Annotated in this window: 27 protein-coding genes; 17 read left to right on the forward strand and 10 right to left on the reverse strand. The window is 71.3% G+C overall.

The window, feature by feature from the left end; translation table 11 throughout:
* From OHT51_RS30875 to OHT51_RS30895, 5 genes are all read right to left on the reverse strand, one after another.
* Positions 1 to 663 (reverse strand): response regulator transcription factor, encoded by a 663-nt coding sequence (locus tag OHT51_RS30875; RefSeq protein ID WP_328882181.1) that lies wholly within the window; start codon positions 661 to 663, stop codon positions 1 to 3.
* On the reverse strand, positions 660 to 2,105 hold the full coding sequence (locus OHT51_RS30880) for an ATP-binding protein (protein ID WP_443052608.1): 1,446 nt from the start codon (positions 2,103 to 2,105) through the stop codon (positions 660 to 662). The genes OHT51_RS30875 and OHT51_RS30880 overlap by 4 nt, the downstream gene beginning before the upstream one ends.
* Before the next feature lie 199 nt (positions 2,106 to 2,304).
* A complete protein-coding gene (locus OHT51_RS30885) occupies positions 2,305 to 2,601 on the reverse strand; it encodes a small secreted hydrophilic protein (RefSeq protein WP_328882182.1) in 297 nt (98 codons plus the stop codon).
* 81 nt (positions 2,602 to 2,682) lie between these two features.
* Positions 2,683 to 2,964: an Lrp/AsnC family transcriptional regulator gene (locus OHT51_RS30890; protein ID WP_328428302.1), complete on the reverse strand. Its 282-nt coding sequence runs from the start codon at positions 2,962 to 2,964 to the stop codon at positions 2,683 to 2,685.
* Positions 2,961 to 3,728 (reverse strand): rhomboid family intramembrane serine protease, encoded by a 768-nt coding sequence (locus tag OHT51_RS30895; protein WP_328882183.1) that lies wholly within the window; start codon positions 3,726 to 3,728, stop codon positions 2,961 to 2,963. The genes OHT51_RS30890 and OHT51_RS30895 overlap by 4 nt, the downstream gene beginning before the upstream one ends.
* 164 nt (positions 3,729 to 3,892) lie before the next feature.
* Between OHT51_RS30895 and OHT51_RS30900 the strand changes: the two genes are divergently transcribed.
* The 5 genes from OHT51_RS30900 to OHT51_RS30920 all read left to right on the forward strand — a co-directional run bounded on the left by OHT51_RS30900 (position 3,893) and on the right by OHT51_RS30920 (position 9,269).
* Positions 3,893 to 4,132, forward strand: a complete 240-nt coding sequence (locus OHT51_RS30900) for a hypothetical protein (RefSeq protein WP_328882184.1) — start codon at positions 3,893 to 3,895, stop codon at positions 4,130 to 4,132.
* A gap of 37 nt (positions 4,133 to 4,169) precedes the next feature.
* The gene (locus tag OHT51_RS30905) at positions 4,170 to 5,513 is read left to right on the forward strand and encodes an NYN domain-containing protein (RefSeq protein WP_328882185.1); all 1,344 of its coding nucleotides are present in this window, start codon (positions 4,170 to 4,172) and stop codon (positions 5,511 to 5,513) included.
* Between the two features lie 211 nt (positions 5,514 to 5,724).
* Positions 5,725 to 6,759 carry a C40 family peptidase gene (locus OHT51_RS30910; RefSeq protein ID WP_328884502.1) on the forward strand — a complete coding sequence of 345 codons (1,035 nt, stop codon included), beginning with the start codon at positions 5,725 to 5,727 and terminating at the stop codon, positions 6,757 to 6,759.
* A gap of 228 nt (positions 6,760 to 6,987) precedes the next feature.
* Positions 6,988 to 8,001, forward strand: a complete 1,014-nt coding sequence (locus OHT51_RS30915; protein WP_328882186.1) for a C40 family peptidase — start codon at positions 6,988 to 6,990, stop codon at positions 7,999 to 8,001.
* Positions 8,002 to 8,066: 65 nt separating this feature from the next.
* Positions 8,067 to 9,269, forward strand: a complete 1,203-nt coding sequence (locus tag OHT51_RS30920) for a hypothetical protein (RefSeq protein ID WP_328882187.1) — start codon at positions 8,067 to 8,069, stop codon at positions 9,267 to 9,269.
* Here OHT51_RS30920 and OHT51_RS30925 read toward each other — a convergent pair.
* Complete coding sequence (locus OHT51_RS30925; protein ID WP_328882188.1) at positions 9,257 to 9,787, reverse strand: PadR family transcriptional regulator; 531 nt, start codon at positions 9,785 to 9,787, stop codon at positions 9,257 to 9,259. The two genes, OHT51_RS30920 and OHT51_RS30925, sit on opposite strands and share 13 nt — an antisense overlap.
* Positions 9,788 to 9,877: 90 nt before the next feature.
* On the opposite strand from OHT51_RS30925, the gene OHT51_RS30930 reads away from it, so the two are divergent.
* Complete coding sequence (locus OHT51_RS30930) at positions 9,878 to 11,197, forward strand: MATE family efflux transporter (protein WP_328882189.1); 1,320 nt, start codon at positions 9,878 to 9,880, stop codon at positions 11,195 to 11,197.
* On the opposite strand, the gene OHT51_RS30935 is transcribed toward OHT51_RS30930, so the two are convergent.
* The gene (locus OHT51_RS30935; RefSeq protein WP_328882190.1) at positions 11,158 to 12,393 is read right to left on the reverse strand and encodes a glycosyltransferase family 87 protein; all 1,236 of its coding nucleotides are present in this window, start codon (positions 12,391 to 12,393) and stop codon (positions 11,158 to 11,160) included. The genes OHT51_RS30930 and OHT51_RS30935 overlap by 40 nt on opposite strands.
* Before the next feature lie 119 nt (positions 12,394 to 12,512).
* Between OHT51_RS30935 and OHT51_RS30940 the strand changes: the two genes are divergently transcribed.
* On the forward strand, positions 12,513 to 13,655 hold the full coding sequence (locus tag OHT51_RS30940) for a glycosyltransferase family 4 protein (RefSeq protein ID WP_328882191.1): 1,143 nt from the start codon (positions 12,513 to 12,515) through the stop codon (positions 13,653 to 13,655).
* A gap of 41 nt (positions 13,656 to 13,696) precedes the next feature.
* On the opposite strand, the gene OHT51_RS30945 is transcribed toward OHT51_RS30940, so the two are convergent.
* Positions 13,697 to 15,493, reverse strand: coding sequence for an AMP-dependent synthetase/ligase (locus OHT51_RS30945; protein ID WP_328882192.1), 1,797 nt, complete (start codon positions 15,491 to 15,493; stop codon positions 13,697 to 13,699).
* Between the two features lie 311 nt (positions 15,494 to 15,804).
* Between OHT51_RS30945 and OHT51_RS30950 the strand changes: the two genes are divergently transcribed.
* The 6 genes from OHT51_RS30950 (at position 15,805) to OHT51_RS30975 (ending at position 21,004) form a co-directional block, all read left to right on the forward strand.
* Positions 15,805 to 16,602: a metallophosphoesterase family protein gene (locus OHT51_RS30950; protein WP_328882193.1), complete on the forward strand. Its 798-nt coding sequence runs from the start codon at positions 15,805 to 15,807 to the stop codon at positions 16,600 to 16,602.
* 131 nt (positions 16,603 to 16,733) lie between these two features.
* A complete protein-coding gene (locus OHT51_RS30955) occupies positions 16,734 to 17,174 on the forward strand; it encodes an SRPBCC family protein (RefSeq protein ID WP_328882194.1) in 441 nt (146 codons plus the stop codon).
* Positions 17,175 to 17,321: 147 nt separating this feature from the next.
* Complete coding sequence (locus OHT51_RS30960) at positions 17,322 to 18,497, forward strand: ArsA family ATPase (RefSeq protein ID WP_328882195.1); 1,176 nt, start codon at positions 17,322 to 17,324, stop codon at positions 18,495 to 18,497.
* Between the two features lie 57 nt (positions 18,498 to 18,554).
* Positions 18,555 to 19,049, forward strand: coding sequence for a DUF5304 domain-containing protein (locus OHT51_RS30965; protein ID WP_328882196.1), 495 nt, complete (start codon positions 18,555 to 18,557; stop codon positions 19,047 to 19,049).
* Between the two features lie 138 nt (positions 19,050 to 19,187).
* Complete coding sequence (locus tag OHT51_RS30970) at positions 19,188 to 20,141, forward strand: ROK family glucokinase (protein WP_328882197.1); 954 nt, start codon at positions 19,188 to 19,190, stop codon at positions 20,139 to 20,141.
* 113 nt (positions 20,142 to 20,254) lie between these two features.
* Positions 20,255 to 21,004, forward strand: coding sequence for an endonuclease/exonuclease/phosphatase family protein (locus OHT51_RS30975; RefSeq protein ID WP_328882198.1), 750 nt, complete (start codon positions 20,255 to 20,257; stop codon positions 21,002 to 21,004).
* 1 nt (position 21,005) lies between these two features.
* On the opposite strand, the gene OHT51_RS30980 is transcribed toward OHT51_RS30975, so the two are convergent.
* Entirely contained in the window at positions 21,006 to 21,650 is a 645-nt protein-coding gene (locus tag OHT51_RS30980) for a hypothetical protein (protein ID WP_328882199.1), read from the reverse strand.
* Positions 21,643 to 22,422, reverse strand: a complete 780-nt coding sequence (locus OHT51_RS30985; protein ID WP_328882200.1) for an alpha/beta hydrolase — start codon at positions 22,420 to 22,422, stop codon at positions 21,643 to 21,645. The genes OHT51_RS30980 and OHT51_RS30985 overlap by 8 nt, the downstream gene beginning before the upstream one ends.
* Positions 22,423 to 22,617: 195 nt before the next feature.
* Between OHT51_RS30985 and OHT51_RS30990 the strand changes: the two genes are divergently transcribed.
* The 4 genes from OHT51_RS30990 (at position 22,618) to OHT51_RS31005 (ending at position 26,497) form a co-directional block, all read left to right on the forward strand.
* Positions 22,618 to 23,349, forward strand: coding sequence for a lysophospholipid acyltransferase family protein (locus tag OHT51_RS30990; RefSeq protein WP_328884503.1), 732 nt, complete (start codon positions 22,618 to 22,620; stop codon positions 23,347 to 23,349).
* Between the two features lie 34 nt (positions 23,350 to 23,383).
* The gene (macS, locus tag OHT51_RS30995; protein ID WP_328882201.1) at positions 23,384 to 24,622 is read left to right on the forward strand and encodes a MacS family sensor histidine kinase; all 1,239 of its coding nucleotides are present in this window, start codon (positions 23,384 to 23,386) and stop codon (positions 24,620 to 24,622) included.
* On the forward strand, positions 24,619 to 25,320 hold the full coding sequence (locus OHT51_RS31000; RefSeq protein ID WP_328882202.1) for a response regulator transcription factor: 702 nt from the start codon (positions 24,619 to 24,621) through the stop codon (positions 25,318 to 25,320). Before macS ends, OHT51_RS31000 begins: the two co-directional genes overlap by 4 nt.
* Positions 25,321 to 25,468: 148 nt before the next feature.
* Positions 25,469 to 26,497 (forward strand): 6-phosphofructokinase, encoded by a 1,029-nt coding sequence (locus OHT51_RS31005; RefSeq protein ID WP_328882203.1) that lies wholly within the window; start codon positions 25,469 to 25,471, stop codon positions 26,495 to 26,497.
* The last annotated feature ends 59 nt before the right edge of the window (positions 26,498 to 26,556 follow it).

A 26,556-nucleotide genomic window follows, 5' to 3' on the forward strand; every position in this document is an offset into this window, starting at 1 on the left:
TCAGGCGAAGAGGCGATATCCCACGCCGCGCACCGTCTCGAACCGTTCGGCCCCGAGCTTCTTGCGCAGTGCCCGCACGTACACATCCACGATGTTCGACCCGGGGTCGAAGTCGTAGCCCCACACGTGCGACAGGATCTGCTCGCGGGACAGTACCTGGCCGGGATGCCTCAGGAACAGCTCCAGGAGCACGAACTCACGGGCCGTCAGGTCCACGGTCCGCTCGTCGGCCCGCGCCCGACGGGTGCGCAGGTCGAGGGTCAGCGAACCGGACCGCAGCACCGTCACCTCGGGTGCCCGGGCCGCCGTACGCAGCCGCAGACGCACCCGCGCGAGCAGTTCCTCGAAGCGGAACGGCTTGGTCATCCAGTCGTCGGCGCCGCCCTCCAGACCGGCCACCGTGTCCCGTACGGAGTCCCGCGCGGTCAGCACGATCACCGGGACCGTCACCCGGGCCTCGCGCAGTTCGCGCAGCACCGTGAAGCCGTCCCGGCCGGGCAGGCCGATGTCCAGGACCACCAGGTCGAAACTGCCGGTCAGCGCGTACTCGTGGGCGGCGTCGCCGTCGCCGACGACGGTCGTGGTGAAGCCGTTGGAGCGCAGCCCCTTCTGCACGAAGGAGGCGATCCTTTCCTCGTCCTCGACGATGAGAATGCGGTTCACGTGTGTGCCTCTCCCAGTGCCAGTACGAAGGTGGCGCCGCCGCCGTCGGTGTCGCGCAGCCGGACCCGGCCGCCGTGTGCCTCGGCGATCGCCCGGACGATCGACAGGCCGAGCCCGGCTCCGGAGCCGCGGGCGCCGCGCCGGGACGTGCCGCGCCGGAACCGTTCGAAGATCACCTCGCTGTCCTGCGGCTGGACACCGCAGCCGGAGTCGGCGACGTACAGCTCTACGCCCGGCCCGTCCGCGCGCGAGCCGATCCGGACGGTCTGCCCGGGCGTGGTGTGCTGCACGGCGTTCTGGGCGAGCTGGACCATCGCCTGGGTGATGCGCTGCGGGTCCAGCTCGGCCTCGACGTCGGCCACCTCGGCGAGCTGCCAGTCCCGTTCGCCGAGGGTGCGGGCCTTGACGTAGACGTCGGCGGTGAGCTCGGCGAGCTGTACCGGCTCGGCGGTGACGAAGTCGGGGCGCTCGGCCTTGGCGAGCAGCAGCAGGTCCTCCACGATGCGGCTCATCCGGTCCAGCTCGTCCGTGACCAGGCGTATCGTCTCCTCGCGCTCGGCCGGGTCGTCGCCCATCAGCTCCAGATGGCCGCGCACGATGGTGATCGGCGTGCGCAGCTCGTGGCCCGCGTCGTCGACGAACTCGCGCTGGGCGGCGAAGGCGCGCTCCAGCCGGTCGAGCATCGCGTTGAAGGTCTCCGCGAGCGCGGCGATGTCGTCGCGCCCGTGCACCGGGATACGGCGGGTGAGGTCCTGCTCGGTGAGCTGCGCCGCCGCGGTGTGCACCAGCCGTACGGGCTTGAGGATCCGCCCCGAGACCGCCCAGCCGATGCCGGTCATCATGAGCAGGGCGACCCCGGAGATGGCGAGCAGGATACGGAACTCCGCGTTCACGGCGGCCTGTTCACGCCCCGGGTGGAAGGCGACGACGAAGGCCGCCTCCGCCTCGCCGCCGGCGCGGGCGACCGTGACCTTGGCCCAGCGGATCTCGCCGGACGCCCGGTGCACGGTGCCGGTGGCGTCGGGCGAGTCGAAGATACGGCGGCGGGCGTCGGCGTCCTCGTGCAGGGGAACGGCGGCGGGGATGTCACGCGGCTGGATGAACTGTGCCGGGGTCCGGCCCGCCCGGCCCACCAGGCCGATCAGCTCCTCGTCCGGATCGGCGTACTGGCGTACCAGAAACTCGCGCAGCAGCCGGGACGGGTCGGTGAACGGCCGCCCGGTCTCGGGGTCGACGCCCCGCTCCTGGAAGTTCGCGAACTCGCCCGCCTCCTGTGCGAGCAGCCCGTTCACCCGGTGATCGACGTCCCGCAACAGGATCGACCGCGTGGTCGTCGCGACGGACACCAGCCCGACGGCCATGACGAGCAGCAGCCAGAGCAGGATGCGGACCCGCGCGGAGATCCGGCGGCGCACGGGGTCGGGGGGTGTCGTCCGGGTCATGGCGACGGCGTGGGGCCAGGCGGTGAGCAGACGGCGCGCCGACCCGGACGGGACCGCGCACGCCCCGTCCGTGCGCCGGACGCCGTGTGCCCGCTCGCAGGCACACACGCACCCGGAGGGGAGAACCGCAGCCGCACTGTCGTCACCCGCCGACTCCCCTGAACTCGCCGACTCCCTGAACGTTCCCGACGGGACACCTCTAGCCGTCGTCCCCGGGCTCGCCGCGGTCGTCGTCGCCGGTGTCCCGGTCGGGGCCGTCGTCGGCATCGTCGTCGCTCGTCGGGCCGTCTGTCACCGGGGGCCGTGAGACGACCTCGTCACTCGGGGGCGGTGAGGGCCGCGACGGGGTCGGGGTGGGGGAGCCGCTGTCCAGCTCCACCTTGGCCGGGACCTTGGGGGACTCCGGGTTGTCGGTGAGGGCGAAGCTGGTCGCGGCGATGCCGAGGGGGATCGCCACGACGGCGGCCAGCGCCGCGATCCGGTGAGAGAAGACCATGCGGCCGATCCTGCGGCCTAGGCCCCGCCCCGCGGATGAGCCCAGCATGAAGAACTCTTCATGATCGGGCCGTGGCCGCTCTCAGCTGTCCAGCCCGATGGCGAACGCGGCCTCGATGTCGTGCTGCGAGTACGTACGGAACGCCACGTGCGTGTCCGTGCCCTCCACCCCGGGGATCTTGCTGATCCGGCCCGGAATGACCTCGGCGAGATCCTCGTGCTCCTTCACCCGCACCATGGCGATCAGGTCGTACGTACCGGTGACCGAGAAGACCTCGGTGACGCTCTCCAGCGAAGCGATCCGCTCCGCGATCTCGGGAATCCGGTCCACGCTGGTCTTGATGAGGACGATCGCGGTGATCACGGTTGGTTCTCTCCCTCGGAGGCCGGAGCTGTGGCGGCCTTCACTCTAGTCGCAGGGCGGAATCGGGCCCACGCGAAGCCGAAGCCGAGCCCGAACCCGACCAGGTGCGCCAGATACGCCACCCCCGGCCCCTGGTCCGCGCGCCCCGCCGCCACCCACTGCAGCGCCACCCAGAAGGGCAGCACGACCCAGGCCGGGAAGCGCAGCGGCAGGAAGAGCAGGAACGGCAGCAGGCTTGTCACCCGCGCCCCGGGGAAGAGGAACAGGAACGCGCCGAGGACCGCAGAGATCGCCCCGGACGCGCCGACCAGGGACTGGGTGGAGTCGTCGTTGGCGGCCGCGTAGCCCAGCAGGGCGAGGTAGCCGCAGCCCAGATAGAAGAGCGTGAACTGGAGGCGGCCCATCCGTTCCTCGGTCATCACGCCGAAGACATAGAGGAAGAGCATGTTGCCGAGCAGGTGCACCCAGCTGCCGTGCACGAACAGCGCCGTAGCGGGGGTGAGGACGGCCCGGGGCGCCCCCTCGAACAGCTCCGCGGGCACGACACCCCAGCGGTGGAAATAGGCCCGCTGAGCGGCGAGCAGCCCCTCGCCGGAGCCGTACGCCGGATTGAGTCCCGCCGCCGGGCCGATCAGGAAGACCAGGCAGCACAGGATGATCAGCCCGTACGTCACCGGCGCCGAGGACCGCAGGACGGACCGGACCGGTCGGCCCGCCCTGCCGAGCCGAGTCCCGAAATGCGCCACGCTCCAGTTGCCGATCATGGACACAGAGCATGACGTAACAGGACGCACACGCACAGACCGCCTCGCCGCCCCGGACGGACGGGCGGTGGGTACCCGCCAGGCCGTAGGGTTACGAGCCACACGCACCGGGGCCCGGCGCGTCGCGGACAATAGAAGGTCTAGAAGGAAAGAGCACAGTCACGATGACGGTTCCCCTGCCGACCACCACGACGCGGTGGCGCTGCACCCTCTGCGGCAACCTCACGCGCTTCGACGTGACGCGCTCGTCCAAGGTCGTGGAGTACGTCCACCTCGATCTGGCCGGTGAGCCGAAGGTCGAGGAGCGCGAGGTGCTCAGTGAGACCATCGAGTCGGTGCGCTGCCGCTGGTGCAACGCCGTGGACAAGGTGGAACTCGTGGACAGGCCGGGCGCCGACTCCTGACGGGAGCGGCCCCCGCACAGGCATTGGGGTGTGACGGATGGTGGAGACACAAGGCGGGGGGCCGGACGACGGCGCCGCTGAGGTGCTCGACCGTCCGCTGCCCGACGGTGTACGGCGCAAGGTCGTACAGATCGTGTCCGACGGGTTCGGCGGCCTGACCGTCGGTGAACTGCCCGCACAGCTGCGGCAGTACGCCAGATTCGCGCCGAACCGACGGGCCAAGTTCGCCGGCAACGCGATGGCGGCGGCGCTGGAGACCGATCCGCTGTTCCGGCAGCGCATCGGGGAGAAGTTCAGAGAGGGCCAGCCGGAACTCGCCGGCGCCCTCGACGCCGGCTCGGCGCCCCCGGCCGCGGACCCGCTCGACGTGGCGGCCGCGGCCTATGTTCTGCGCCCCACGGGCTGGGTCAAGCTGGTCACCGCGGCCGGCGAGGAGGCCCAGCGCGCCGACGCCGAGCGCGTCGACGAGGAGAACCGCGCCGAGCTGGAGCGGCTGCGCGAGGAGCTCGCCCACGCCCGTGAGCACACCCGGCACGAGACCGAGCGGCTGCGCACCGAGCTGGACGCGGCGAAGAAGGAAGCCGAATCGCTTCACCGAAAGCTGCGCTCGGCCCTCAGCGACGTCAAGCGCGGCGAGGCCGCCCTGCGCAAGGTGCACGGCGAGATCGAGACCGTACGGGCCGAGGGGCACGCCCAGGTCTCCGCGGCCGAGAGCGAGACCCGGCGCCTCAAGGCGCGGCTCGGGGAGGCCGAGGCCGCCCTGGAGGCCACGCGCAGGGCCGCACGCGAGGGGCGCAGCGTCGAGGACATGCGCGTACGCCTGCTTCTGGACACCCTGCTGGACTCCGCCCAAGGGCTGCGCCGGGAGCTGGCGTTGCCGCCGGTCTCCGTACGGCCCGCCGAGACCGTGGACGCGGTCGAACCGGGACGAATGACCCCGAAGGACATCGCCGCCCGGGCGCTGTCCGAGAACGACCCCGCGATCCTCGACCAGCTCCTCGCCCTGCCCCAGGCGCACTTGGTGGTCGACGGCTACAACGTCACCAAGACGGGCTATCCCCAGATGCCCCTGGAGAAGCAGCGGCTCAGGCTGCTCGGCCAGCTCTCGCAGCTCGCCGCGCAGACCGGCGCCGAGGTGACCTGTGTCTTCGACGGGGCCGAGCTGGCCGCGCCGGTGCTTCTCGCGCCGCCGCGCGGGGTGCGGGTGCTGTTCTCGAAACCGGGCGTCACCGCCGACGAGTTGATCCGGCAGCTGGTGCGCGCCGAGCCGCCGGGCCGTCCGGTCATCGTCGCCTCGACCGACCGTGAGGTGGCGGACGGGGTCGCCCGGGCCGGGGCACGGCCGGTGGCTTCTGCGGTGCTTCTCAAGCGGCTGTCCTGATAACGCCAACGTACGGGCGCAATGCCCGAATTGGCGTCAATCCTGCGCGACCCAGCGTCAATCCTGCGTCACGAGATGTGAGTTGTGGGTAAAGAATGATTGGTGTGACGAGAATTTTCGTGTGAGGATTTGATCTGATCACAACTGGGTCACTAGGGTCTGGCCTCGAACCTCCGAGCGGGTGATCACTCACAAGAAGGGTTTCACCTCCGTGGCGTCCCACCGTCGACCCAAGCAGCCGAGCCGAGCACGAGTGACCGTGCTGACCACCGCTGCCGCTGCTGCCGTGGCCATCAGTGCGCAGGCCGCCAACGCGGCCCCCAGCGAGAAGCCGAGCAAGGACGAGGTCAAGGCCAAGGTCGACAAGCTCTACGAGGAGGCCGAGCAGGCCACCGAGAAGTACAACGGCGCCAAGGAGAAGCAGGAGAAGCTCCAGAAGGAGATCTCCACGATCCAGGACAACGTCGCCCGCGGCCAGGAAGAGCTCAACGAGCTGCGCGACAGCATGGGTCTCGCAGCCGCCGCCCAGTACCGCACCGGCAGCATCGACTCCTCCGTCCAGCTGTTCCTGTCGTCCGACCCGGACGACTACCTGGACAAGGCGTCCACCATGGACCAGCTGAGCGCCCAGCAGGTCGACTCGCTGAAGAAGATCCAGGACAAGCAGCGCGAGCTCTCCCAGCAGCGCACCGAGGCGTCCGACAAGCTCAAGGACCTCGCCTCCACCCGCACCGAACTGGGCAAGAAGAAGAAGCAGGTCCAGGGCAAGCTCGGCGAGGCGCAGAAGCTGCTCAACACGCTGACGGCCGCGGAGAAGGCCGCCCTCGCCGCCGAGGAGCAGCGCGCCAGCCGCTCCGCCGCGGACCGCGTGGACCTCGGCAACACCGGTTCCGCCTCCGGCCGTGCCATGGCCGCCTTCCAGGCCGCCCAGAGCCAGATCGGCAAGCCGTACGTCTACGGCGCCACCGGCACTGCCTCCTACGACTGCTCGGGCCTCACCTCCTGGGCCTACGCCCAGGCCGGCGTCTCCATCCCGCGCACCTCACAGGCCCAGGCCAGCTACGGCACGCGCATCTACAGCCAGTCCGAGCTCAAGGTCGGCGACCTGGTCATCTTCTACGGCGATCTGCACCACGTCGGCTTCTACGCGGGCAACGGCCAGGTCCTGCACGCCCCGCGCAGCGGCACGGTCGTCCGCTACGAGTCGATCAACAACATGCCGTACCAGTTCGGCGTCCGGATCTGATCCCGGCCGAACACCCGCAAGATCAACACCACGTGCCGCCCGAACGGGCGAATCACGACAACACTTGCTGACCCCGCGCCCCGCCCATGACCTGCGTCAGAGGCGGGGCGTCACTGTGTGTGCCCGCTTCAGTCGTTGGTCGATGCCCCGGCACGGAGCTACTGTCTGCCGCGTTTCCCCGCTCGCCGGGGAAGGTCCTTGTCCGCCAGCGGAAGGAGAGCGGCTCCCGTGGGGTCCCATCGCCGCCTTGCATCGACCGGGTTCGACCGGGGCGCCGGAGCAGCGCTCTGCGTCATGTCAGCCGCCGCCACGGCCCTGGGGGTCGTACCGGCCTCGGCCGCGCCACAAGACGACACCCGGGCCAAGGTGGACCGCCTCTACGAGGAGGCCGAGAAGGCCACCGAGGCCTACAACAGGGCCGACGAGCGTGCCGACAAGCTCCGCAAGCAGGTGACCGACGCGCAGGACCGGATCGCCAGGCAGCAGGAGGACATCAACTCCAAGCGGGACGCGCTCGGTTCGCTGGCCGGTGCCCAGTACCGGTCCGGCGGCCTCGATCCGTCGCTCGCGCTGCTGCTCTCCAACGACCCGGCCGACTACCTCGACAAGGCCGCGCGCATCGCCCGGCTCAGCGCCCACCAGGCAGGCGAGCTCAAGGAGCTGCAGGACGCGATGCGCCGACTCGCCCAGGACCGCTCCGAGGCGACCGGAAAACTCCTCGACCTGGAGAAGAGCCGCAAGGCCGTCGCCGTCCACAAGCGGACCGTCGAGCGCAAACTCACCCAGGCCCGCAGGCTGCTGAACTCCCTCACCGCGGCCGACCGTGCCGCCTACGACCGTGCCTCCCGCTCCGGGCGCGCCGGCATGCCCGACTTCGGGAGCCTCGTGGCCCCCTCGGGCCGCGCCGCAGCCGCCGTCGCCGCCGCCCACTCGGCGCTGGGCAGGCCGTACGTCTGGGGCGCCAACGGTCCCTCCGGCTTCGACTGTTCGGGCCTGATCCAGTGGTCGTACGCCCAGGCCGGCGTCGCCATGCCGCGGACCTCGCAGGGGCAGCGGTACGCCGGCCGGCAGGTCCCGCTCTCCGAGGCCCAGCCCGGCGACGTGGTCACCTACCGGGGCGACGCCAGCCACGTCGGGATGTACGTGGGCAACGGCCAGGTGATCCACGCGCCCTACCCCGGTGCCCCCGTGCGCTACGACCCGGTGGGCATGATGCCCGGGGCGACGGTCACCCGGGTCTGACGCGGGGCCGAGGCCGCTGCCGCGCGGGTCTGACCTTCGTGCCGTCGCCGCCGTACGATCGGGAAATGGCTGGTCGAAGGCGGGCGTCGGGGGCGCGGGGAACACGCGTCGTCGTCGCGCTCTGTCTGCTGCTCGTCTCGCTGGTGGGCTGCGGCGGGCGGCCCGCCACCGACAGCGCCAAGGCCGAGGTGCAGCAGGTTCTCGACCACCGGGCGGCCGCGATACTCGACCGCGACGAGACGGCGTTCCTGCGCTCGGGCGCCCGGGACTGGTTCGGCAACCTGGGCGCGGTGCCCTTGGCCGACTGGTCGTACCGCCTGACCGCCCTGCGGCGCACCGGCGACACCGCCCTCGCCGACGCCGAGCTGCGCTACCGCGTCCAGGGCCACGACCGGGCTCCCGTCAGCGTCGGCCGCACCCTGAGCCTGCGCCTGGACGTGGAGGGCCACTGGTACATCGAGGCCGAGCGGCCCGCGAAGGGCTCCGCCGAACAGCTCTGGGACCAGGGCGAGGTGAGTGCCGTACGCGGTGACGACAGCCTCGTCCTGGGCGTCGGTCAGTCCGAAGCGGCCCTGCGGTCGTACGCCGAGCTGGCCGACCACGCCGTGCCGGCCGTCTCCCAGGCGTGGGGCACGGACTGGCCCCGGCGCGTGGTGATCCTCGTACCGATGTCGCTGGCCGACATGGCGGGCCTGCTCGGCTCGCCCGAGTCCTCCTACCGCGGGATCGCCGCGGTCACCACCGGGGAGACCGGCGCCCCGGCGAGTGCGCCCGCGGACCGGATCATCGTCAATCCCGACGCGTACGGCGTCCTCGGCAGCACCGGCAAGCAGGTCGTTCTCACCCACGAGACCACCCACGTCGCCACTCGCGCCCACACCACCGAGGCCACGCCGCTGTGGCTGTCCGAGGGCTACGCCGACTGGATCGGCTACCTCGGCAGCGGCCGCTCCCCGTCCCAGGCGGCGCCGGAGCTGTGGCAGGCGGTGACCGAGGGGCGGGCGCCCCAGGAACTCCCGGCGGACGCGGACTTCGGCTTCACCGGCGACGCGGGGAGGCTGGCGCGGGCCTACGAGAGCGGCTGGCTGGCCTGCCGGCTGATCGCGGACCGCTGGGGCGAGGTCAGGCTCGCCGAGTTCTACCGGGCCGTGGGGGCCCACGAGAAGCGGGCCGGCGCGGTGGAGGGCGCGCTGAAGGACGTACTCGGGACGTCGCTGGAGGAGTTCACGGGGGAGTGGCGGGACTATCTGCGGACTCAGCTCGGCTGATCCAGCAGCGCGATCGCCTCCGTCAGCCACGCACGCTCCGCCTCACCCGTCGCCCGGGCGACCCGCAGCATGCCCTGCCGGAAAAGGTCCTGCGCCTCCTCCGCCCGGACGGGCTGCCCGTCGTCGTAGAAGAAGCTCGTGGGCGCGGTGAGGAACTCCAGGCGGCGCCGCAGCACTCCGGCCTGCTCCCGGCGGTCCGGCAGGTGCCGTAGGAAGGCCAGGAGCGTGTTGAAGCGGACCTGGTCCGTGATCTCCACCTGCTTGGGGTGGCGCAGGCGCTCCAGCAGGTCCTCGCGGCCGGCGTCGGTGAGGGAGAGGATCCGGCGCGGGGCGGCGCTCGCACCCGGCTCCGTGTGCTCGTCGAGCTTCCCGGCCTTGATCAGTCGTGTGATCGCCGGATAGAGCGCACCGTCGCTGACGGGGCGGACATGGCCGCTCAGCGCCTTGATCCGCTCCTTCAACTCATAGCCGTGCAGCGGCTCTTCGGCCAGGAAGCCGAGGATCGACAGCTCCAGCATGGTCCTCCTTGCGGGCGTGATGGCGCCATGGTACCTCTTATCGAGCTACCTCGGTTCGAGGTAGCTCATTGCGTTGAGGGGGCTTGGACAGTGAACGCGCATCGCAAGCAGCTCATCTCGCTCGCCCACCCCGTCTACTTCTCGCTTCTCGCCTCCGTGGCCGCCGGCATCATCAACACCGTCTGGGTCTCCCGGCTCGGCGGCCCGGCGGTGGCCGCCGTGGCCGTCGCGACCAACACCGAGAACGTCCTGCTCGGCGTCGCCCTCGTCTTCGGCTCCGGTACGACCGTGCTGGTCGCGCACGCCAGGGGTGCGCGGGATCCGGGGGCGGTGCGGGCGGCGGTGCGCGGGGGATGGGCGGTGTGGGCGCTGGTCACGCCGGTGGTCGTGGCGGGTGGATTTCCGGGGCGGGAGCCGCTGGCGCGGCTGGTGCTCGGTGACGGGGCCGCGCTGCCCCTCGCCGTGCGGTACTTCGCGATCTCGCTGCCCGGTGTCGCCGTGTTCTTCGCGCAGACCCTGGTCGACGGCATCCTCAAGGGGGCCGGCGACACCAGGACGCCCATGCGGCTCGCGCTGCTCACAGGCGGACTGATCCTGGTCTGCGACCCGTTCCTCATCCAGGCCTACGGTGTCCAGGGCGCCGCAGCCTCGACGGTGCTGTGCCGGAGCGTGGCCCTCGCGGTGGGGCTGGCCGCGCTGCGGAGGAACCCGCTGCTGCGCGCGGCTGCCGAGGCACCGCCCGCCGAGCCGGTCGGGGCCGCGCTGCGCCGGACACTGCGGACCGGGCTGCCGATGTCGGCCGACTTCACCGTGCGACAGGCGGGCACGCTGGCGCTGGTCGCGATCGTGGCACGGCTGGGCGTGACGGCGGTGGCCGCGTACTCGATCGCGTACAAGGTCCTGTACGTCGCCACCATGGGCTTCTACGCCGTACGCCAGGCCGCCGCCATCCACACCGCGCATCTGCTCGGCGGCGGTGAGGACGCGCGGTCGGCGATCGGACGGCAGGCGGTGCGGCTCGCGGGGGCCTTCGCGCTCGCGGCGGCCGTACTGCTGGGCGTGACCGCGCCCTGGATCATGGCCGCGTTCGGTGCCGGTCCGGGCGTCGCCCACGCCGGTGTGCTCTTCCTGCGCTGCATCGGGCCCTACCTGCTCCTGATGGCCTGCTTCATCGCTCTCGGCGGGGTCTTCGAGGGGAGTGGAGGAGCGCCCCTGCTGCTGCGGGTGACCTTGCTCGGTACGGCCGTACAGCTACCGCTCGCGTACGGGCTGTCCGGCCTCGGTCTGCCGGGCGTGTGCCTGGCGCTGGGATCGGCCATGGCGGTGCAGTGCGTGGCGGTCCTGGTGCTGCTTCGGATGAAGGCCCGGCGTCAGGACGGCAGGGACGTTTCCTTGGCGCGGGCCGCCTGAGCCGGTACGGGCGCCGGGGCGGGACGGGTGACCGTCGAGCGCCAGAGCTCGCGGGCCGCGAGGAGCGTGGCGAGGACCAGCAGGCCGTTGCGGAGGAACAGGAGGGTGACGCCGAGGCCGTCGCTGGCGACGACGTGCGCGAACCACACCGGGAACTCCAGCACCGTCACGAAGCACGCCGCGAGGACCAGGCCGACGGGCAGCGTCATCCGGCTGCCGCGGAAGCACAGGCACACCGCCGCGAGGCCGACCAGCCACACCAGGTACTGCGGACTGATCACCCGGCTGGTCGTCACGAACATCAGCACCGCCACGAACGCCGCGTCCGCGAGCGTGTGCGACAGGAACCGCCGCGCCCTCAGCCGCCACAGCAGCAGCCAGCCGAAGGCGAGCCCGCTCAGGACGAGAGCGGCCGTGCTGACGACGTCGACGTACGGACCGAGGAATTCCACCGAGCCGTAGTTCAGCAGCACCTGGCCGTCCCAGCCGTACTGCCGGGCCACATGGAAGACCAGCGCGCCCAGCGACTCCACCTCCGTGCCGCGGTCGCGCTGAAAGGTCAGGAAGGCGAACGCGCCGGGCATCGCGACGGCGAACAGGACCCCTATGGCGCCGGCGGTCAGCGCGGCGGACAGCCAGGTGCCGCGCCTGCGGGCCGCGAGCAGCAACAGCACCGGCCAGACCTTCAGCATCGCCCCGAAGGCCGTCAGCGCGCCCATCAGCCGGGGATGCCGGGCGCCCGCCAGCAGCGCGGCCACGGCGACGGCGGTGACCATCACGTCGTAGCGGGCGTACACCGTCGGCCCGAGCAGCGGCACGCCCGCCACCCACACCCAGGCGCCGCCCAGCGTCCGGCCGGGCCGCACGCCCGCGTACAGCAGGAGCAGCAGGACGACCAGGTCCGCGGTGAACGCGAGGACGAAGAACGCCGACGTGTAGTCCAGCCAGAACACCAGGGCGGGGGAGAGGATCGGCAGCGCGGCGGCGGGCGGGTACTGCCAGGTGACGTCGTCCAGCGGGAACGTTCCGGTGCGCAGCACCTCGTACCAGCCCTGGTAGATCACCGACACGTCGCTGGTGACGTCCGGGCCGGGAAAGACGTACACCTTGAACACGAAGAGCAGCAGGACCACCCTGGTCAGGCCCCAGATCCCCAGCAGCCACGCCAAGGACCGCCGCGTGCCCGTCGTCTCCACCGGATCCCCTGCCGTTCGCTTCCCGCCTCAGTGAAACATGATGTCCTGTCCACCTGTGTGCAGGCCACACACCTGGCCGGGCCCCGGCTGTGAACGGCTGCTTCGGTAAGGTCGGCGGCGTGCACAAGACCCTGATCGTGACCAACGACTTCCCGCCCCGCCCCGGCGGCATCCAGGCGTTCCTGCACAACATGGCGCTCCGGCTCGACCCGGAGCGGCTGGTCGTCTACGCCTCCACCTGGAAGCGCAGCCGCGAGGGCATCGAGGCCACCGCCGCCTTCGACGCCGACCAGCCCTTCACGGTCGTACGGGACCGCACGACGATGCTGCTGCCGACGCCCGCGGCGACCCGGCGCGCGGTCGGGCTGCTGCGTGAGCACGGCTGCACGTCGGTGTGGTTCGGGGCGGCGGCTCCGCTCGGCCTGATGGCACCGGCGCTGCGCAGGGCCGGTGCCGAACGGCTGGTGGCCACGACCCACGGCCACGAGGCGGGCTGGGCCCAGCTGCCCGCGGCCCGGCAGCTGCTGCGCCGGATCGGGGAGTCGACGGACACGATCACATACCTGGGCGAGTACACACGCGCGCGGATCGCCACCGCGCTGACGCCGGACGCGGCCTCGCGGATGGTGCAGCTGCCGCCGGGGGTCGACGAGAAGACCTTCCATCCCGGGTCGGGCGGGGACGAGGTCCGTGCGCGGCTGGGGCTGACGGACCGGCCGGTGGTCGTGTGCGTGTCCCGGCTGGTGCGCCGCAAGGGGCAGGACACCCTGATCCTGGCCATGCCCCGCATCCTGGCCGCCGAGCCGGACGCCGTGCTGCTGATCGTCGGGGGCGGCCCGTACGACAAGGACCTCCGCAAGCTGGCCCACGACACGGGCGTCGCCGACTCGGTCCACTTCACCGGGCCCGTCCCCTGGTCCGAGCTGCCCGCCCACTACGGTGCCGGCGACGTCTTCGCCATGCCGTGCCGCACCCGCCGGGGCGGCCTGGACGTGGAGGGCCTCGGCATCGTCTACCTGGAGGCCTCGGCCACGGGCCTGCCGGTGGTCGCGGGCGACTCGGGCGGGGCGCCGGATGCCGTACTGGACGGCGAGACGGGCTGGGTCGTGCGAGGCGGCTCCCCGGAAGAGGCCGCCGACCGCATCACCACACTCCTCAGCGACCCCGAGCTGCGCCGGAGGATGGGCGAGCGGGGCAGGGAGTGGGTCGAGGAGAAATGGCGCTGGGACCTGCTGGCGGAGAAGCTGCAAACGCTGCTGTAGGCCGACAACGAGTACCCGGCAGCCCGGACGGCGCCGGGAGACTACTTCCGGTAGATCGCCTCGATCTCGTCCGCGTAGTCCTTCGCCACGACGTTGCGCTTCAGCTTCAGCGACGGCGTCAAGTGGCCCGAGTCCTCCGTGAACTGGGCGGGCAGAATGCGGAACTTCCGCACCGATTCCGCCTTCGACACCGCGGCGTTGCCGTCGTCGATCGCCGACTGGATCGCTGCCAGCAGGTCGGGGTCCTCGTGCAGCGACGTCGGGGTGGAACCCGCCGGCTTGCCGTGGTCCGCGCACCAGCGGTCCAGGAACTCCTCGTCGATGGTGACCAGCGCGCCCACGAACGGCCGCCCGTCGCCGACCACCATGCACTCCGCGACCAGCGCGTGCGCCCGGATCCGGTCCTCGATCACGGCCGGCGCGACGTTCTTGCCGCCCGCCGTGACGATGATCTCCTTCTTGCGGCCGGTGATCCTGAGGTAGCCGTCCTCGTCGAGGGTGCCGATGTCACCGGTGTGGAACCAGCCGTCGGCCAGCGCCTCCTCGGTCGCGCCCGGGTTGTTCCAGTACTCCTTGAACAGGTGCTCGCCGTGCAGCAGCACCTCCCCGTCGTCCGCGATCCGCACGACCGAGCCCGGCAGCGGCTGGCCGACCGTGCCGATCTTCTGCCGGTCCCACGGGTTGAAGGCGGTGGCGGCGCAGGACTCGGTCAGGCCGTAGCCCTCCAGGACCGTGAAGCCGATGCCGCGGAAGAAGTGCCCGAGCCGCTCGCCCAGCGGGGCGCCGCCGGAGATGGCGTACTCGCCCCGGCCGCCGAGCACCGCGCGCAGCTTGCTGTAGACGAGCTTGTCGAAGACCTTGTGCTTGATCTTCAGGCCCACGGCCGGGCCGGACGGGGTGTCCAGCGCCTTGCTGTAGGCGATCGCCGTGTCCGCCGCCTTGTCGAAGATCTTGCCCTTGCCGTCCGCCTGAGCCTTGGCGCGCGCCGAGTTGTAGACCTTCTCGAAGACGCGCGGGACGCCCAGGATCAGCGTCGGCCGGAACGAGGCCAGCTCGTCGGTGAGGTTCTTGATGTCCGGGACGGTGCCCAGCTTGATCGGCGCCATCATCGGCGCGACCTGCACCAGACGGCCGAAGACGTGCGCGAGCGGGAGGAAGAGCAGGACCGAGCACTCGCCGGTGCGGAACAGGGGCCGCAGGCGCTCGACGATGTTGCCGCACTCGGCGAAGAAGCTGCGGTGGGTGAGGACACAGCCCTTGGGGCGGCCCGTCGTACCGGACGTGTACACGATCGTCGCCGGGTCGTCGGCCTTGGCCAGCGAGCTGCGCTCCTCGACCGTCGCGTCGCTGATGTCCTGCCCGAGCCGGCCCAGCTCCTCGACGCCACCGGCCTCGATCTGCCAGACGTGCTTGAGGGCGGGCAGGTGATCGCGCACCGACTCGACGGCGGCGGTGTGGCTGTCCAGCTCGACGACGCAGGCGGTCGCGCCCGAGTCGGAGAGGATCCACTGGATCTGCTCCGGCGAGCTGGTCTCGTACACCGGCACGGTCACCGCGCCCGCCGACCAGATCGCGAAGTCGAGCAGGGTCCACTCGTAGCGAGTACGGGACATCAGGCCCACGCGGTCGCCCGGCTGGACCCCGGCGGCGATGAGCCCCTTCGCGGCCGCGTGCACCTCCGCGAGGAACACGGTGGCCGACACGTCCTGCCAGGCACCGCCCACCTTGCGGGCGATGACGGCGACGTCCGGGTGCTGCGCGGCGTTTCTGCGGACGATGTCGGTCAGATTGCCGTCCGCAGGGACCTCGTACAAAGCCGGAAGGCTGAACTCGCGCAAGACTGCTGCTCCTCATAGGGCGCCGGCGCCACGACGTTGTGTGATGCGACGGTGCGGTCCAAGGCTCGGGCAGGTGCTCAGGGATTCACAAGTTGAAATCCTGAGCACGACTGGACCGACCGGACGTTACCCGCCGGTATGGCTTCTTCGACAGGGGGTCCCGACGAGATGTTCGCTGCGTCACACGGTTGGTGCTTCACGGATGGGGTGCTTCTGCGCGCACAGTAGTCGAGCCGTCTGACGACTGGCCAGTAACCATGGGTCCCGCCGCCACTGTTCACGTTTGCCGCACACGCCTACCCTTGATCGCCATGGCACCGACACCGACCGGAAACCGCCGGACCCGCGTTCACGTGGTCAGCGACGTGCACGGCAACGCCCGTGACCTGGCCAAAGCCGGCGAGGGCGCGGACGCCCTGATCTGCCTCGGCGACCTGGTGTTGTTCCTCGACTACGCCGACCACTCGCGCGGCATCTTCCCCGACCTGTTCGGCGCGCAGAACGCCGATCGCATCGTGGAGCTGCGCACCGAACGGCGCTTCGAGGAGGCCCGCGAGTTCGGGGCGCGGCTGTGGGCCGGGATCGGCTCGGACCGGGGTGCCGTGATCGAGAAGGCGGTGCGCAGGCAGTACGCCGAGATGTTCGCGGCGTTCCCGACGCCGACGTACGCCACGTACGGCAATGTCGACATGCCGCCCCTGTGGCCGGAGTACGCCGGGCCGGGCACGACGGTGCTGGACGGGGAGCGGGTGGAGATCGGGGGCTGGACCTTCGGGTTCGTGGGCGGCGGCCTGCGGACGCCGATGCGGACGCCCTACGAGATCAGCGACGAGGAGTACGCCGCGAAGGTCGAGGCCGTGGGGGAGGTGGACGTGCTGTGCACGCACATTCCGCCGGAGGTCCCCGAGTTGGTGTACGACACCGTGGCGCGCCGCTTCGAGCGGGGGAGCAGGGCACTGCTGGAGGCGATTCGACGTACGCGTCCCCGTTACTCCCTCTTCGGGCACGTCCACCAGCCTCTGGCGCGGCGGATGCGGATCGGGGCGACGGAGTGCGTGAACGTGGGGCACTTCGCCGGGTCGGGGAAGCCGTGGGCACTGGAATGGTGAGCCGGCCGCCGGGATCCGGCCGGGATCGCAGGTGGGGTGAAGTCGGCTGGTCGGGCGCGCGGTAGCCTTCACGCTGCGCACTCGTGCGCACCACGACTTCTTACCGGCCCGCATCTGGAGGAGCCACGGCGATGGCGGAACACACCAGCTCGAGCATCATGATCGAGGCGGCACCGGCCGATGTCATGGGGGTGATCGCCGACTTCGCCCGCTACCCGGACTGGACCGGTGAGGTGAAGGAGGCGGAGGTCCTCAAGACCGACGACCAGGGCCGCGCCGAGCAGGTCCGGCTCGTCATGGACGCCGGGGCGATCAAGGACGACCAGGTACTGGGGTACACCTGGACCGGTGCGAACGAGGTGTCCTGGACGCTGGTGAAGTCCCAGATGCTGCGGTCGCTGGACGGCTCGTACATTCTGAAGCCGGCGGGCGCGGGATCGACCGAGGTCACCTACCAGCTGACGGTGGACGTCAAGATCCCGATGCTGGGGATGATCAAGCGGAAGGCCGAGAAGGTCATCATCGACCGGGCGTTGGCGGGGCTGAAGAAGCGGGTGGAGTCGGGCAAGTAGGGGTCCGCCCCCGCCGCCCCTGCCCCCGTGCTCGAACGCCGGACGGGCTGGAACGCCTGGACCGGCGTCACATGGGTAGTCGGTGTCGTCAGGCCGGGGCTGCGTTCCGAGCGGCCTTGATCCCGACGTCCGTTACGGTTCACCCCCATGCGCACCATCCTGATCACGGGCCCTGGCGGCAGCGGTCGTACCACCGTCGCCGCCGCCACCGCGCTCGCCGCCGCCCGTGAGGGCACCCGCACCCTCCTGCTCGGCGGCGACCGCACCGACACCCTCGGTGCCGCTCTCGGCGTGCCGACCGGCGCGACGCCGACGCGGGTCAGCGAGACCCTCACCGCCTGGCGCCCCGACGCGGCGCTGAGTTTCCGGGACGACCTCGCCGGCTTCCAGGAACGCGCCTCCGCCGCCCTCGACCTCCTCGGCGCCTCCCGGCTGGACCCGGAAGAGGTCACTCCCCTCCCCGGTGCCGAGGAGCTCGCGCTGCTGCGGGCGCTGCGGGACGCCGCCCTCGGCGAGCGGCACGACCTGCTCGTCGTGGATCTGCCCGCCACCCCGCAGGCCCTCGCCCTGCTCTCGCTCCCCGAGGAGCTGCGCCGCTACCTGCGCCGGCTGATCCCCTCCGAACGGCAGGCCGCCCGCGCGCTGCGGCCCGTCCTGGGGCGGCTGGCCGGAGTTCCGATGCCCGCGGAGTGGCTGTACGAGACCGCGGCCCGCTGGGACGTCGAGCTCGCCGCCGTGGAGGCCGTGGTCGACGACCGCGACACCGTCGTACGGCTGGTGGCCGAACCCGGCCCGGCCGGCGCCGACGCCGTGCGCGCCGCCACCCTCGCCCTCGCCCTGCGCGGCCTGCGCCCCGACCTGCTGATCGCCAACCGCGTCCTGCCGGAGGCGGAGGCCATGGCGGGCAGCTGGCTCGACGGACCCGTCACCCAGCAGCGCAAGGTCCTGGAGGAGTGGCGGCAGGACCATGACGTCCATGGCGTCGGCCACCTCGGACGGGACCCCCGGGGCGCCGACGACCTCGCCGCGCTCGCCGTGCCCGCCGTCAACACGACGTCGTCCACCGTGGAGTGGCCCGTCGTCGACCGGCTGGCCGAGGACGGCGTCCTCGTCTGGCACATCCCCCTGCCCGGCGCCGTACGCGACGAACTCGACCTCGTCCGGCGCGGCGACGAGATCGTCCTCACCGCGGGACAGTTCCGGCGTATCGTGCCCCTGCCGTCCGCCCTGCGCCGGTGCGGTGTGGACGGGGCCGGGCTGCGCGACGGCGAGCTGCGGATCCGGTTCGCGCCGGATCCGGGACTGTGGCCGAGGACCCGGTGAAGCAGGTACGCCCGTTCGGGTAACGTCGTAGAGACGAACCGTAGTCAGGAGTCCGTCATGAGCGAAGAGCTCCCCACGTCCGACGCCGACAAGCACGAGGCGATCGACGAGGTACGGGCGACCGACGCCGACGCCTGGGCCACGGCGTGCGCCGAGGACCTCGCGGAGGAGAAGGCCCGCCGCCGCGCCGAGTACGGCACGCCCCCGGGCTCTGCCGCCGAGGAACTGCGCAAGCTCGTCGACGCCGTCGCGGACAAGCTCTCGACCATCCAGTCCCCGCTGCTCGGCGCGGTCGCCGGACCCGCCGCCCAGCAGGTGGTCAAGCAGGTCGTGGAGCAGGCAAAGGCCGCCGTCGAGCCCGTCATCGAGCGCAACCCCGACGTCTTCGACCACCTGGCCGCGGCAGGCGGCGAACTCCTCGCCGCCTACCGCTCCGCGGTCCAGGCCCAGGAACAGCGCTGGACCACCCGGGAGACGGGCGGGCACGACCTGGACGAGCGTCCCGACCGAGGCGACGAGGCCGGTCCGGGCGAGCGCATCGACCTGGACTGATTCCCCGGTCGACGGATGAGCCGAGCCCCGTGTTCAGGGCCTCGGCCGGCCCGTCCGCCGGGCGGACGACGGGGACTGCGACGACAGGGGCTCGGGTACGGTTGGCCGTAGCGGGGCTCGACCGAAACTGAGGGATTCATGGGACTCACCATCGGCGTCGACATCGGCGGCACGAAGATCGCGGCCGGCGTGGTCGACGAGGAAGGCAACATCCTCTCGACCCACAAGGTGCCGACCCCGGGCACGCCCGAGGGCATCGTGGACGCCATCGCCTCCGCGGTGGAGGGCGCGCGCGCCGGGCACGAGATCGTCGGCGTGGGTATCGGTGCGGCCGGTTACGTCAATCGTCAGCGTTCCGAGGTCTACTTCGCCCCCAACATCGACTGGCGCAACGAGCCGCTCAAGGAGAAGGTCGAGGCCCGCGTCGGCCTCCCGGTCGTAGTCGAGAACGACGCCAACGCGGCCGCGTGGGGCGAGTACAAGTTCGGCGCCGGCAAGGGCCACCGCAACGTCATCTGCATCACGCTGGGCACCGGCCTCGGCGGCGGCATCATCATCGGCAACAAGCTGCGCCGCGGCCACTACGGCGTGGCCGCCGAGTTCGGCCACATCCGCATGGTGCCGGACGGACTGCTCTGCGGCTGCGGCAGCCAGGGCTGCTGGGAGCAGTACGCCTCCGGCCGCGCCCTCGTCCGATACGCCAAGCAGCGCGCCAACGCCACTCCCGAGAGCGCCGAGGTCCTGCTCGGCATGGGGGACGGCAGCCCCGAGGGCATCGAGGGCAAGCACATCTCCATGGCCGCCCGCCAGGGTGACCCGGTCGCCGTCGACTCCTACCGCGAGCTCGCCCGCTGGGCCGGCGCCGGCCTCGCCGACCTGGCCTCCCTCTTCGACCCGTCCGCCTTCATCGTCGGCGGCGGCCTCTCGGACGAGGGCGAGCTGGTCCTCGACCCCATCCGCAAGTCCTACAAGCGCTGGCTCGTGGGCGGCAACTGGCGCCCGGTGGCGGACGTCATCGCCGCCCAGCTCGGCAACAAGGCGGGCCTGGTGGGCGCGGCGGACCTGGCCCGGGAGCCCGACCCGATCATGTAAAGGGCCGGTGGGTCCGACTCTTCAGGGGCGCGGGGAGCTGCGCGACCAGCCACGTACGACCGGCTGTCGCCATGAACCTCGCGCCCCGAGCCATTGGGCGTAAATTGATCCACATGGAGCTGCTGCCCAACTCCCACACAGAGCCCGACGGTTCCGCCCTCATCCGCGTACTCAGCTACAACATCCGCTCGATGCGCGACGACACGGACGCCCTCGCCCGCGTCATCACCGCCTGCGCCCCCGACCTGGTCCTCATCCAGGAAGCCCCCCGCTTCTTCCGCTGGCGCAAGAAACTCTCCCGCCTGGCCCGCGCGGCGAACCTCGTGATCCTCACGGGCGGCGCCACGGCCGCGGGCCCGGCGATCCTCTGCTCGCTCCGGGCGACGATCGAACGCACCGAGGACGTACTCCTCCCGCTCACCCCCGGACTCCACAGACGCGGCTTCGCCACGGCGGTGGTCCGCTTCGGCGGCTCCCGCCTCGGCGTGCTCTGCTGTCACCTCTCCCTGCAGAAGGACGAACGCTACGAACAGGGCGGCATGCTGCTCGACCGCCTCGCCGGCATGGGCGTCGAACACGCCGTCGCGGGCGGCGACCTGAACGAACGCCCCGGCGGCCGCACCTTCCACCGGCTGGCCGAAGGCCTCCAGGACTGCTGGGCCACCAGCCCGTGGGGCGACGAGTACACCTCCACGCCCGTCGACCCGCATCAACGTATCGACGCGATCTTCGCGACCAAGGGCATCGAGGTGGTCGGATGCGGGGTTCCCGTCGGCCATCCCGGGATCACGCGGACAGACCTGAGGGCGGCCACGGACCACCTTCCGGTCCTGGCCGCCCTCAGAGTCCCGGCAGCGCAGTAGGTCAGACGACCGCGCCCCGCCCCGGATCGTCGCCGTCCTCGTCGTCCGTCTTCATCCGCATCACCAGCGTGGCGAACCCGCCCAGGAATCCGCCGATGCCCAGGGTGGCCAGCCACCACGTCATGTCCCAGTTGAGTACGACGGCGAGCAGCAGCAGGACCGGCCCGCCGATCACCGCGAGCCAGGCGAACTTCGCGGTCGCGTCGGCGGCGGGCAGGGGCGGCGGCTCCGGCGGGACGAAGTGGCCCTCGTCGTCGGCGTCGAAGTCGTCCTCGGCCGGCTCGGGCACGCTGTAGTCGCGTGGGCCGACGCCGGGGGCGAAGGAGATCGAGCTGCCGAGGGACTTGGCGGGCTCGTCCTCCTTGGGCTCGTCGGTCTGCTTGACCTTCGCGCCTTTGTCGTCCTGCCCGGCCGTCGGCTGATCGTCCCTCCTGCCGCCCGTCTCGTCGTTGGTGTCGGACTCCGGCAGGGCCAGGTCCTCCACGGACTTGTAGGGCTTCGAGCCGGGCGGGTCCGGCGGCTCGTCGCCGAACCCGGCGACGATCGCGGCCCAGGCTGCGTCCTCGTCGAACGGGACGTGCTGCTCTTCCGGCTCGCGATCGTCGCGGTCCTCGCGCCTTTCGCGGTCGGAGTCGTGCTCAGCCACGTGCGGTCGTCCTTCCCTTGCCGACGCCGGTTGCGAGCCGGCCGATGAAGCCGAGGCTCTCCTCGAAGATCCGGTTCGCGTCATGGTCCAACGTCGCCACGTGATAACTCTGTTCCAGCACGACCTCCGTTACGTCCGTCGACGACACCCTGCTCAGGATCCGGGCCGAGTCCGCGGACGGCACGGTGTGGTCCTGGGCGCTGCGCAGAAGCAGCAGCGGCTGGGTGACCTGCGGCAGCTCGCCGTCGACCAGGCGGAAGAAGGTCCGCAGCGAGTGGGCCGCGTGCAGCGGAACCCGGTCGTACCCGATCTCGACGCCGCCCTCCCTGGCGATGTCGCTGACGATCCCCGGCACCGTACGGACGAAGTGGCGGGACACCGGAAGCGTGTACGCGAACAGCCCGTGGATCTTGTTCGCCGGGTTGACGACCAGCACCCCGGCGACGTCCTCCCCGTGCTTCGCGGCGAGCCGCAGGGCCAGGGCGCCGCCCATGGACAGGCCGGCCACGAAGACCCGGGTGCAGTGCTCGCGCAGGCTGCGCAGCTCGCGGTCCACCTCGGCATACCAGTCCTGCCAGCCGGTGAGCTGCATGTCCTCCCAGCGCGTGCCGTGCCCCGGCAGCAGCGGCAGCGAGACGGTGAGCCCTTGCCCGGCGAGAGACTCCGCCCAGGGGCGCAGCGACTGGGGGGAACCGGTGAAGCCGTGGCAGAGCAGAACCCCGACCTCACCGCCGGCACGGCGGTACGGCTCTGCTCCAGGAAGGACCGGCACCTTACGGTCTCCTGTTCGTGAGAAGGACGACATGGACGAGAGGAACCACAACGACCCACGCGGCGGAGCCGCAAGTCGATACATCCAGGTGTCCTTCACCGTACGCGACCGCACTGACACCGACCAGGGTCGTCGGAGTCATTGGGAGTGCCCCGGGTTAAGGTCTGAGCGACAGACACAGGAGGCACTCGGTTGTTGTACGGCGCGATGAAGGTGACCATCGGGGGACCGCTGAAGGTCGCCTTCAGGCCCTGGGTGGAAGGCCTGGAGAACATTCCCGCCGAGGGCCCCGCGATCCTCGCGAGCAATCACCTCTCCTTCTCGGACTCGTTCTTCCTGCCCGCGGTCCTCGACCGCAAGGTGACCTTCATCGCGAAGGCCGAGTACTTCACCACTCCGGGCGTCAAGGGCCGGCTGACGGCCGCGTTCTTCAAGGGCGTCGGCCAGCTGCCCGTGGACCGCTCCGGCGGGCGCGGGGCGGGCGAGGCGGCCATCAAGAGCGGCACGGACGTCCTCGAGCGCGGTGAGCTGTTCGGTATCTATCCCGAGGGCACGCGCTCGCCCGACGGCCGGCTCTACCGGGGCAAGCCCGGCGGCCTCGCGCGCGTGGCGCTCGCCAGCGGAGCGCCGGTCATCCCGGTCGCCATGATCGACACCGAGAAGATCCAGCCGCCCGGCAAGGTCATGCCCAAGCTCATGCGGCCGGGCATCCGGATCGGCAGGCCGCTGGACTTCGGCCGGTACCAGGGCATGGAGCACGACCGCTTCGTGCTCCGCGCGCTGACCGACGAGGTCATGTACGAGATCATGAAGCTCTCGGGCCAGGAGTACGTCGACATGTACGCGACCGCCGCCAAGCGGCAGATCGCGGAGGCCGCGAAGGCCGAGAAGGAACAGGCGCGGAAGAAGAAGGAACTGTCCGAATAGAGTCGGCCGCACACTGAGCCGAGGGGTGGGGGGCATGGCCAAGCGCGAGCGGGTCATGAGGATGTCGGTCGAGCAGCCGCTGTGGCGTGCGCTCACCGGATACCGGGTGCTGACCCTGGTGTACGCGATCGGGCTCTTCGTCAGCGCGTACGACGAGATCGCCCGTCCCTGGGTGGCCATCGGCTACTTCGCCGTCCTGACCGTCTGGACGCTGGCCACCCTGCCTCGCGTGGCGAACGCCGCGAGCTGCACCAAGCGCTTCCTCGCCGTCGACCTCACCATCGCCCTGGCCGGCATCCTGCTCACGCGGCTCGCCGAGTCGCCCGAGCGGATCGACGCAGGGGCCCCGACGCTGCCGTCGATATGGACGGCGGGCGCCGTGCTGGCGTTCGCCATCAAGGGCGGCTGGCGCTGGGCCGCCTTCGCCTCCACGCTGGTCGCCGCCGCCAACCTGGTCCACCGCTCCGGCGTACCGACCCGCGACACCGTCCACATGGTGCTGCTCGTCTGGATCGCGTCCATCGCCATCGGCTACGTCGTCGAGGTCGCCCGCGCCTCCGAGCGCACCCTCGCCCGGGCCCTGGAGATCGAGGCGGCGACGCGGGAGCGGGAGCGGCTCGCCCGGGACATCCACGACAGCGTGCTCCAGGTGCTGGCGATGGTGCAGCGGCGCGGTGCCGTCATCGGCGGCGAGGCGGCCGAGCTGGGCCGGATGGCGGGCGAGCAGGAGGTCGCACTGCGGACGCTGGTCTCGGGCGGCCTGGTGCCCGTGTCGAGGGTGTCGGAGGACGCCGCCGAGGGCGCGGTCGTACGGGCCGTCGAGGAGCCCGACGACTCCACCGGTCCCACCGGTCCGGTCGATCTCCGCGTGCTGCTCGCCCCGTACGCCGGCGCCATGGTCAGCCTCGCCGAGCCGGGCGCGCCCGTGTCCCTGACCCCGGCTGCTGCGCGGGAGTTGGCCGCGGCCGTCGGCGCCGCCCTGGACAACGTCCGCCGGCACGCGGGGGAGCACGCGCGTGCGTGGATCCTCGTCGAGGACGAACCCGACGAGGTGATCGTCACCGTACGGGACGACGGACCCGGCATCCCCGAGGGCCGGCTCGCCCAGGCCGAGGGTGAGGGGCGGCTCGGCGTCGCCCTGTCGATCCGCGGCAGGCTGCGGGACCTCGGCGGCACCGCCGAGCTGATCTCGGTGCCGGGGCAGGGCACCGAAGTGGAACTGAAAGTACCGAAGGACAGCAGCGCTTCACGGGGGAAGGCGGAGCAGCGATGACGGACACCGCGAGCGGACCGGACGCACGGCAGGGCACGATCAGGGTCATGGTGGTCGACGACCACCCCATGTGGCGCGACGCGGTCGCCCGCGACCTGGCCGAGTCCGGCTTCGACGTGGTCGCCACCGCCGGCGACGGCGACCAGGCGGTACGCCGTGCCAAGGCCGCCGCCCCCGACGTCCTGGTGCTCGACCTCAACCTGCCCGCCAAGCCCGGCGTCCAGGTCTGCAAGGAACTCGTCGGCCACAACCCGGCGCTGCGCGTCCTCGTCCTGTCCGCGAGCGGCGAGCACGCCGACGTCCTGGAGGCCGTGAAGTCCGGCGCGACCGGGTACCTGCTGAAGTCCGCCTCCACGGAGGAGCTGCTGGACGCGGTGCGCCGAACCGCCGTCGGCGACCCGGTGTTCACGCCGGGCCTGGCCGGGCTGGTCCTCGGCGAGTACCGCCGCCTCGCCTCGGAGCCGGCGCCGGCCGCGCAGGACACCGACCAGCCGGGGGCCCCGCAGCTCACCGAGCGCGAGACCGAGGTGCTGCGGCTCGTCGCCAAGGGCCTGAGCTACAAGCAGATCGCCGAACGCCTCGTCATCTCCCACCGCACGGTCCAGAATCACGTCCAGAACACCCTCGGCAAGCTGCAGTTGCACAACCGGGTTGAGCTGGTCCGATACGCGATCGAGCGCGGCCTCGACGACGAGTGATCCGGCGATCCGCTGACCCGATGAACGAACCGGTGCGTAAACCAACCGCCTGACACTTCACCGGAATTGCCCTTCCCGCCCATCCCTGTGTGACCTGTATCACCATTAGCGTGGCCTCATCAGGCAACCGCGGCGAAGGGACATTTCCATGCGGGTCGGAGTACTGACCGGAGGCGGCGACTGCCCCGGTCTCAACGCCGTCATCCGGGCCGTCGTCCGCAAGGGCGTACAGGAGTACGGCTACGACTTCGTCGGCTTCCGGGACGGCTGGCGAGGTCCGCTCGAGAACGACACCATCCGTCTCGACATCCCCGCCGTGCGCGGCATCCTGCCCCGCGGCGGCACCATCCTCGGCTCCTCGCGCACCAACCCGCTGAAGCAGGAGGACGGCATCCGCCGTATCAAGGAGAACCTCGCCAAGCAGGAGGTCGAGGCGCTCATCGCCATCGGCGGCGAGGACACCCTGGGCGTCGCCACACAGCTGTCCGACGAGTACGGCGTGCCCTGCGTCGGCGTACCGAAGACGATCGACAACGACCTGTCCGCCACCGACTACACCTTCGGCTTCGACACCGCGGTCGGCATCGCCACGGAGGCGATCGACCGGCTGCACACCACCGCCGAGTCCCATATGCGCGTCCTCGTCTGCGAGGTGATGGGCCGTCACGCCGGCTGGATCGCCATCCACTCCGGGCTGGCCGGCGGGGCCAACGTCATCCTCATCCCCGAGCAGCGCTTCGACGTCGACAAGGTCTGCGCCTGGATCACCTCGCGCTTCAAGGCGTCGTACGCCCCGATCGTGGTCGTCGCCGAGGGTGCCATGCCCAAGGACGGCGACATGGTGCTGAAAGACCAGTCGCTGGACTCCTTCGGGCACGTCCGGCTGTCCGGCGTCGGCGAGTGGCTGGCCAAGGAGATCGAGCGGCGGACGGGCAAGGAAGCCCGTACGACCGTCCTCGGGCACATCCAGCGCGGCGGCACCCCCAGCGCCTTCGACCGCTGGCTCGCCACCCGCTTCGGACTGCACGCCATCGAGGCGGTCCGCGATGGCGACTTCGGCAAGATGGTCGCCCTGCGCGGCACCGACATCGTCCGCGTCCCGATCGCGGACGCCACGGCCAAGCTGAAGACGGTCGATCCGAAGCTGTACGAAGAGGTCGGCGTCTTCTTCGGCTGACCGGCCTTCGCCTGCGGTGTTCCGGCGGCCCCTTTACGGCGGCTGCTTTCCGCCCGGCG

Source organism: Streptomyces sp. NBC_00299 (assembly GCF_036173045.1).
Lineage (GTDB): Bacteria > Actinomycetota > Actinomycetes > Streptomycetales > Streptomycetaceae > Streptomyces > Streptomyces machairae.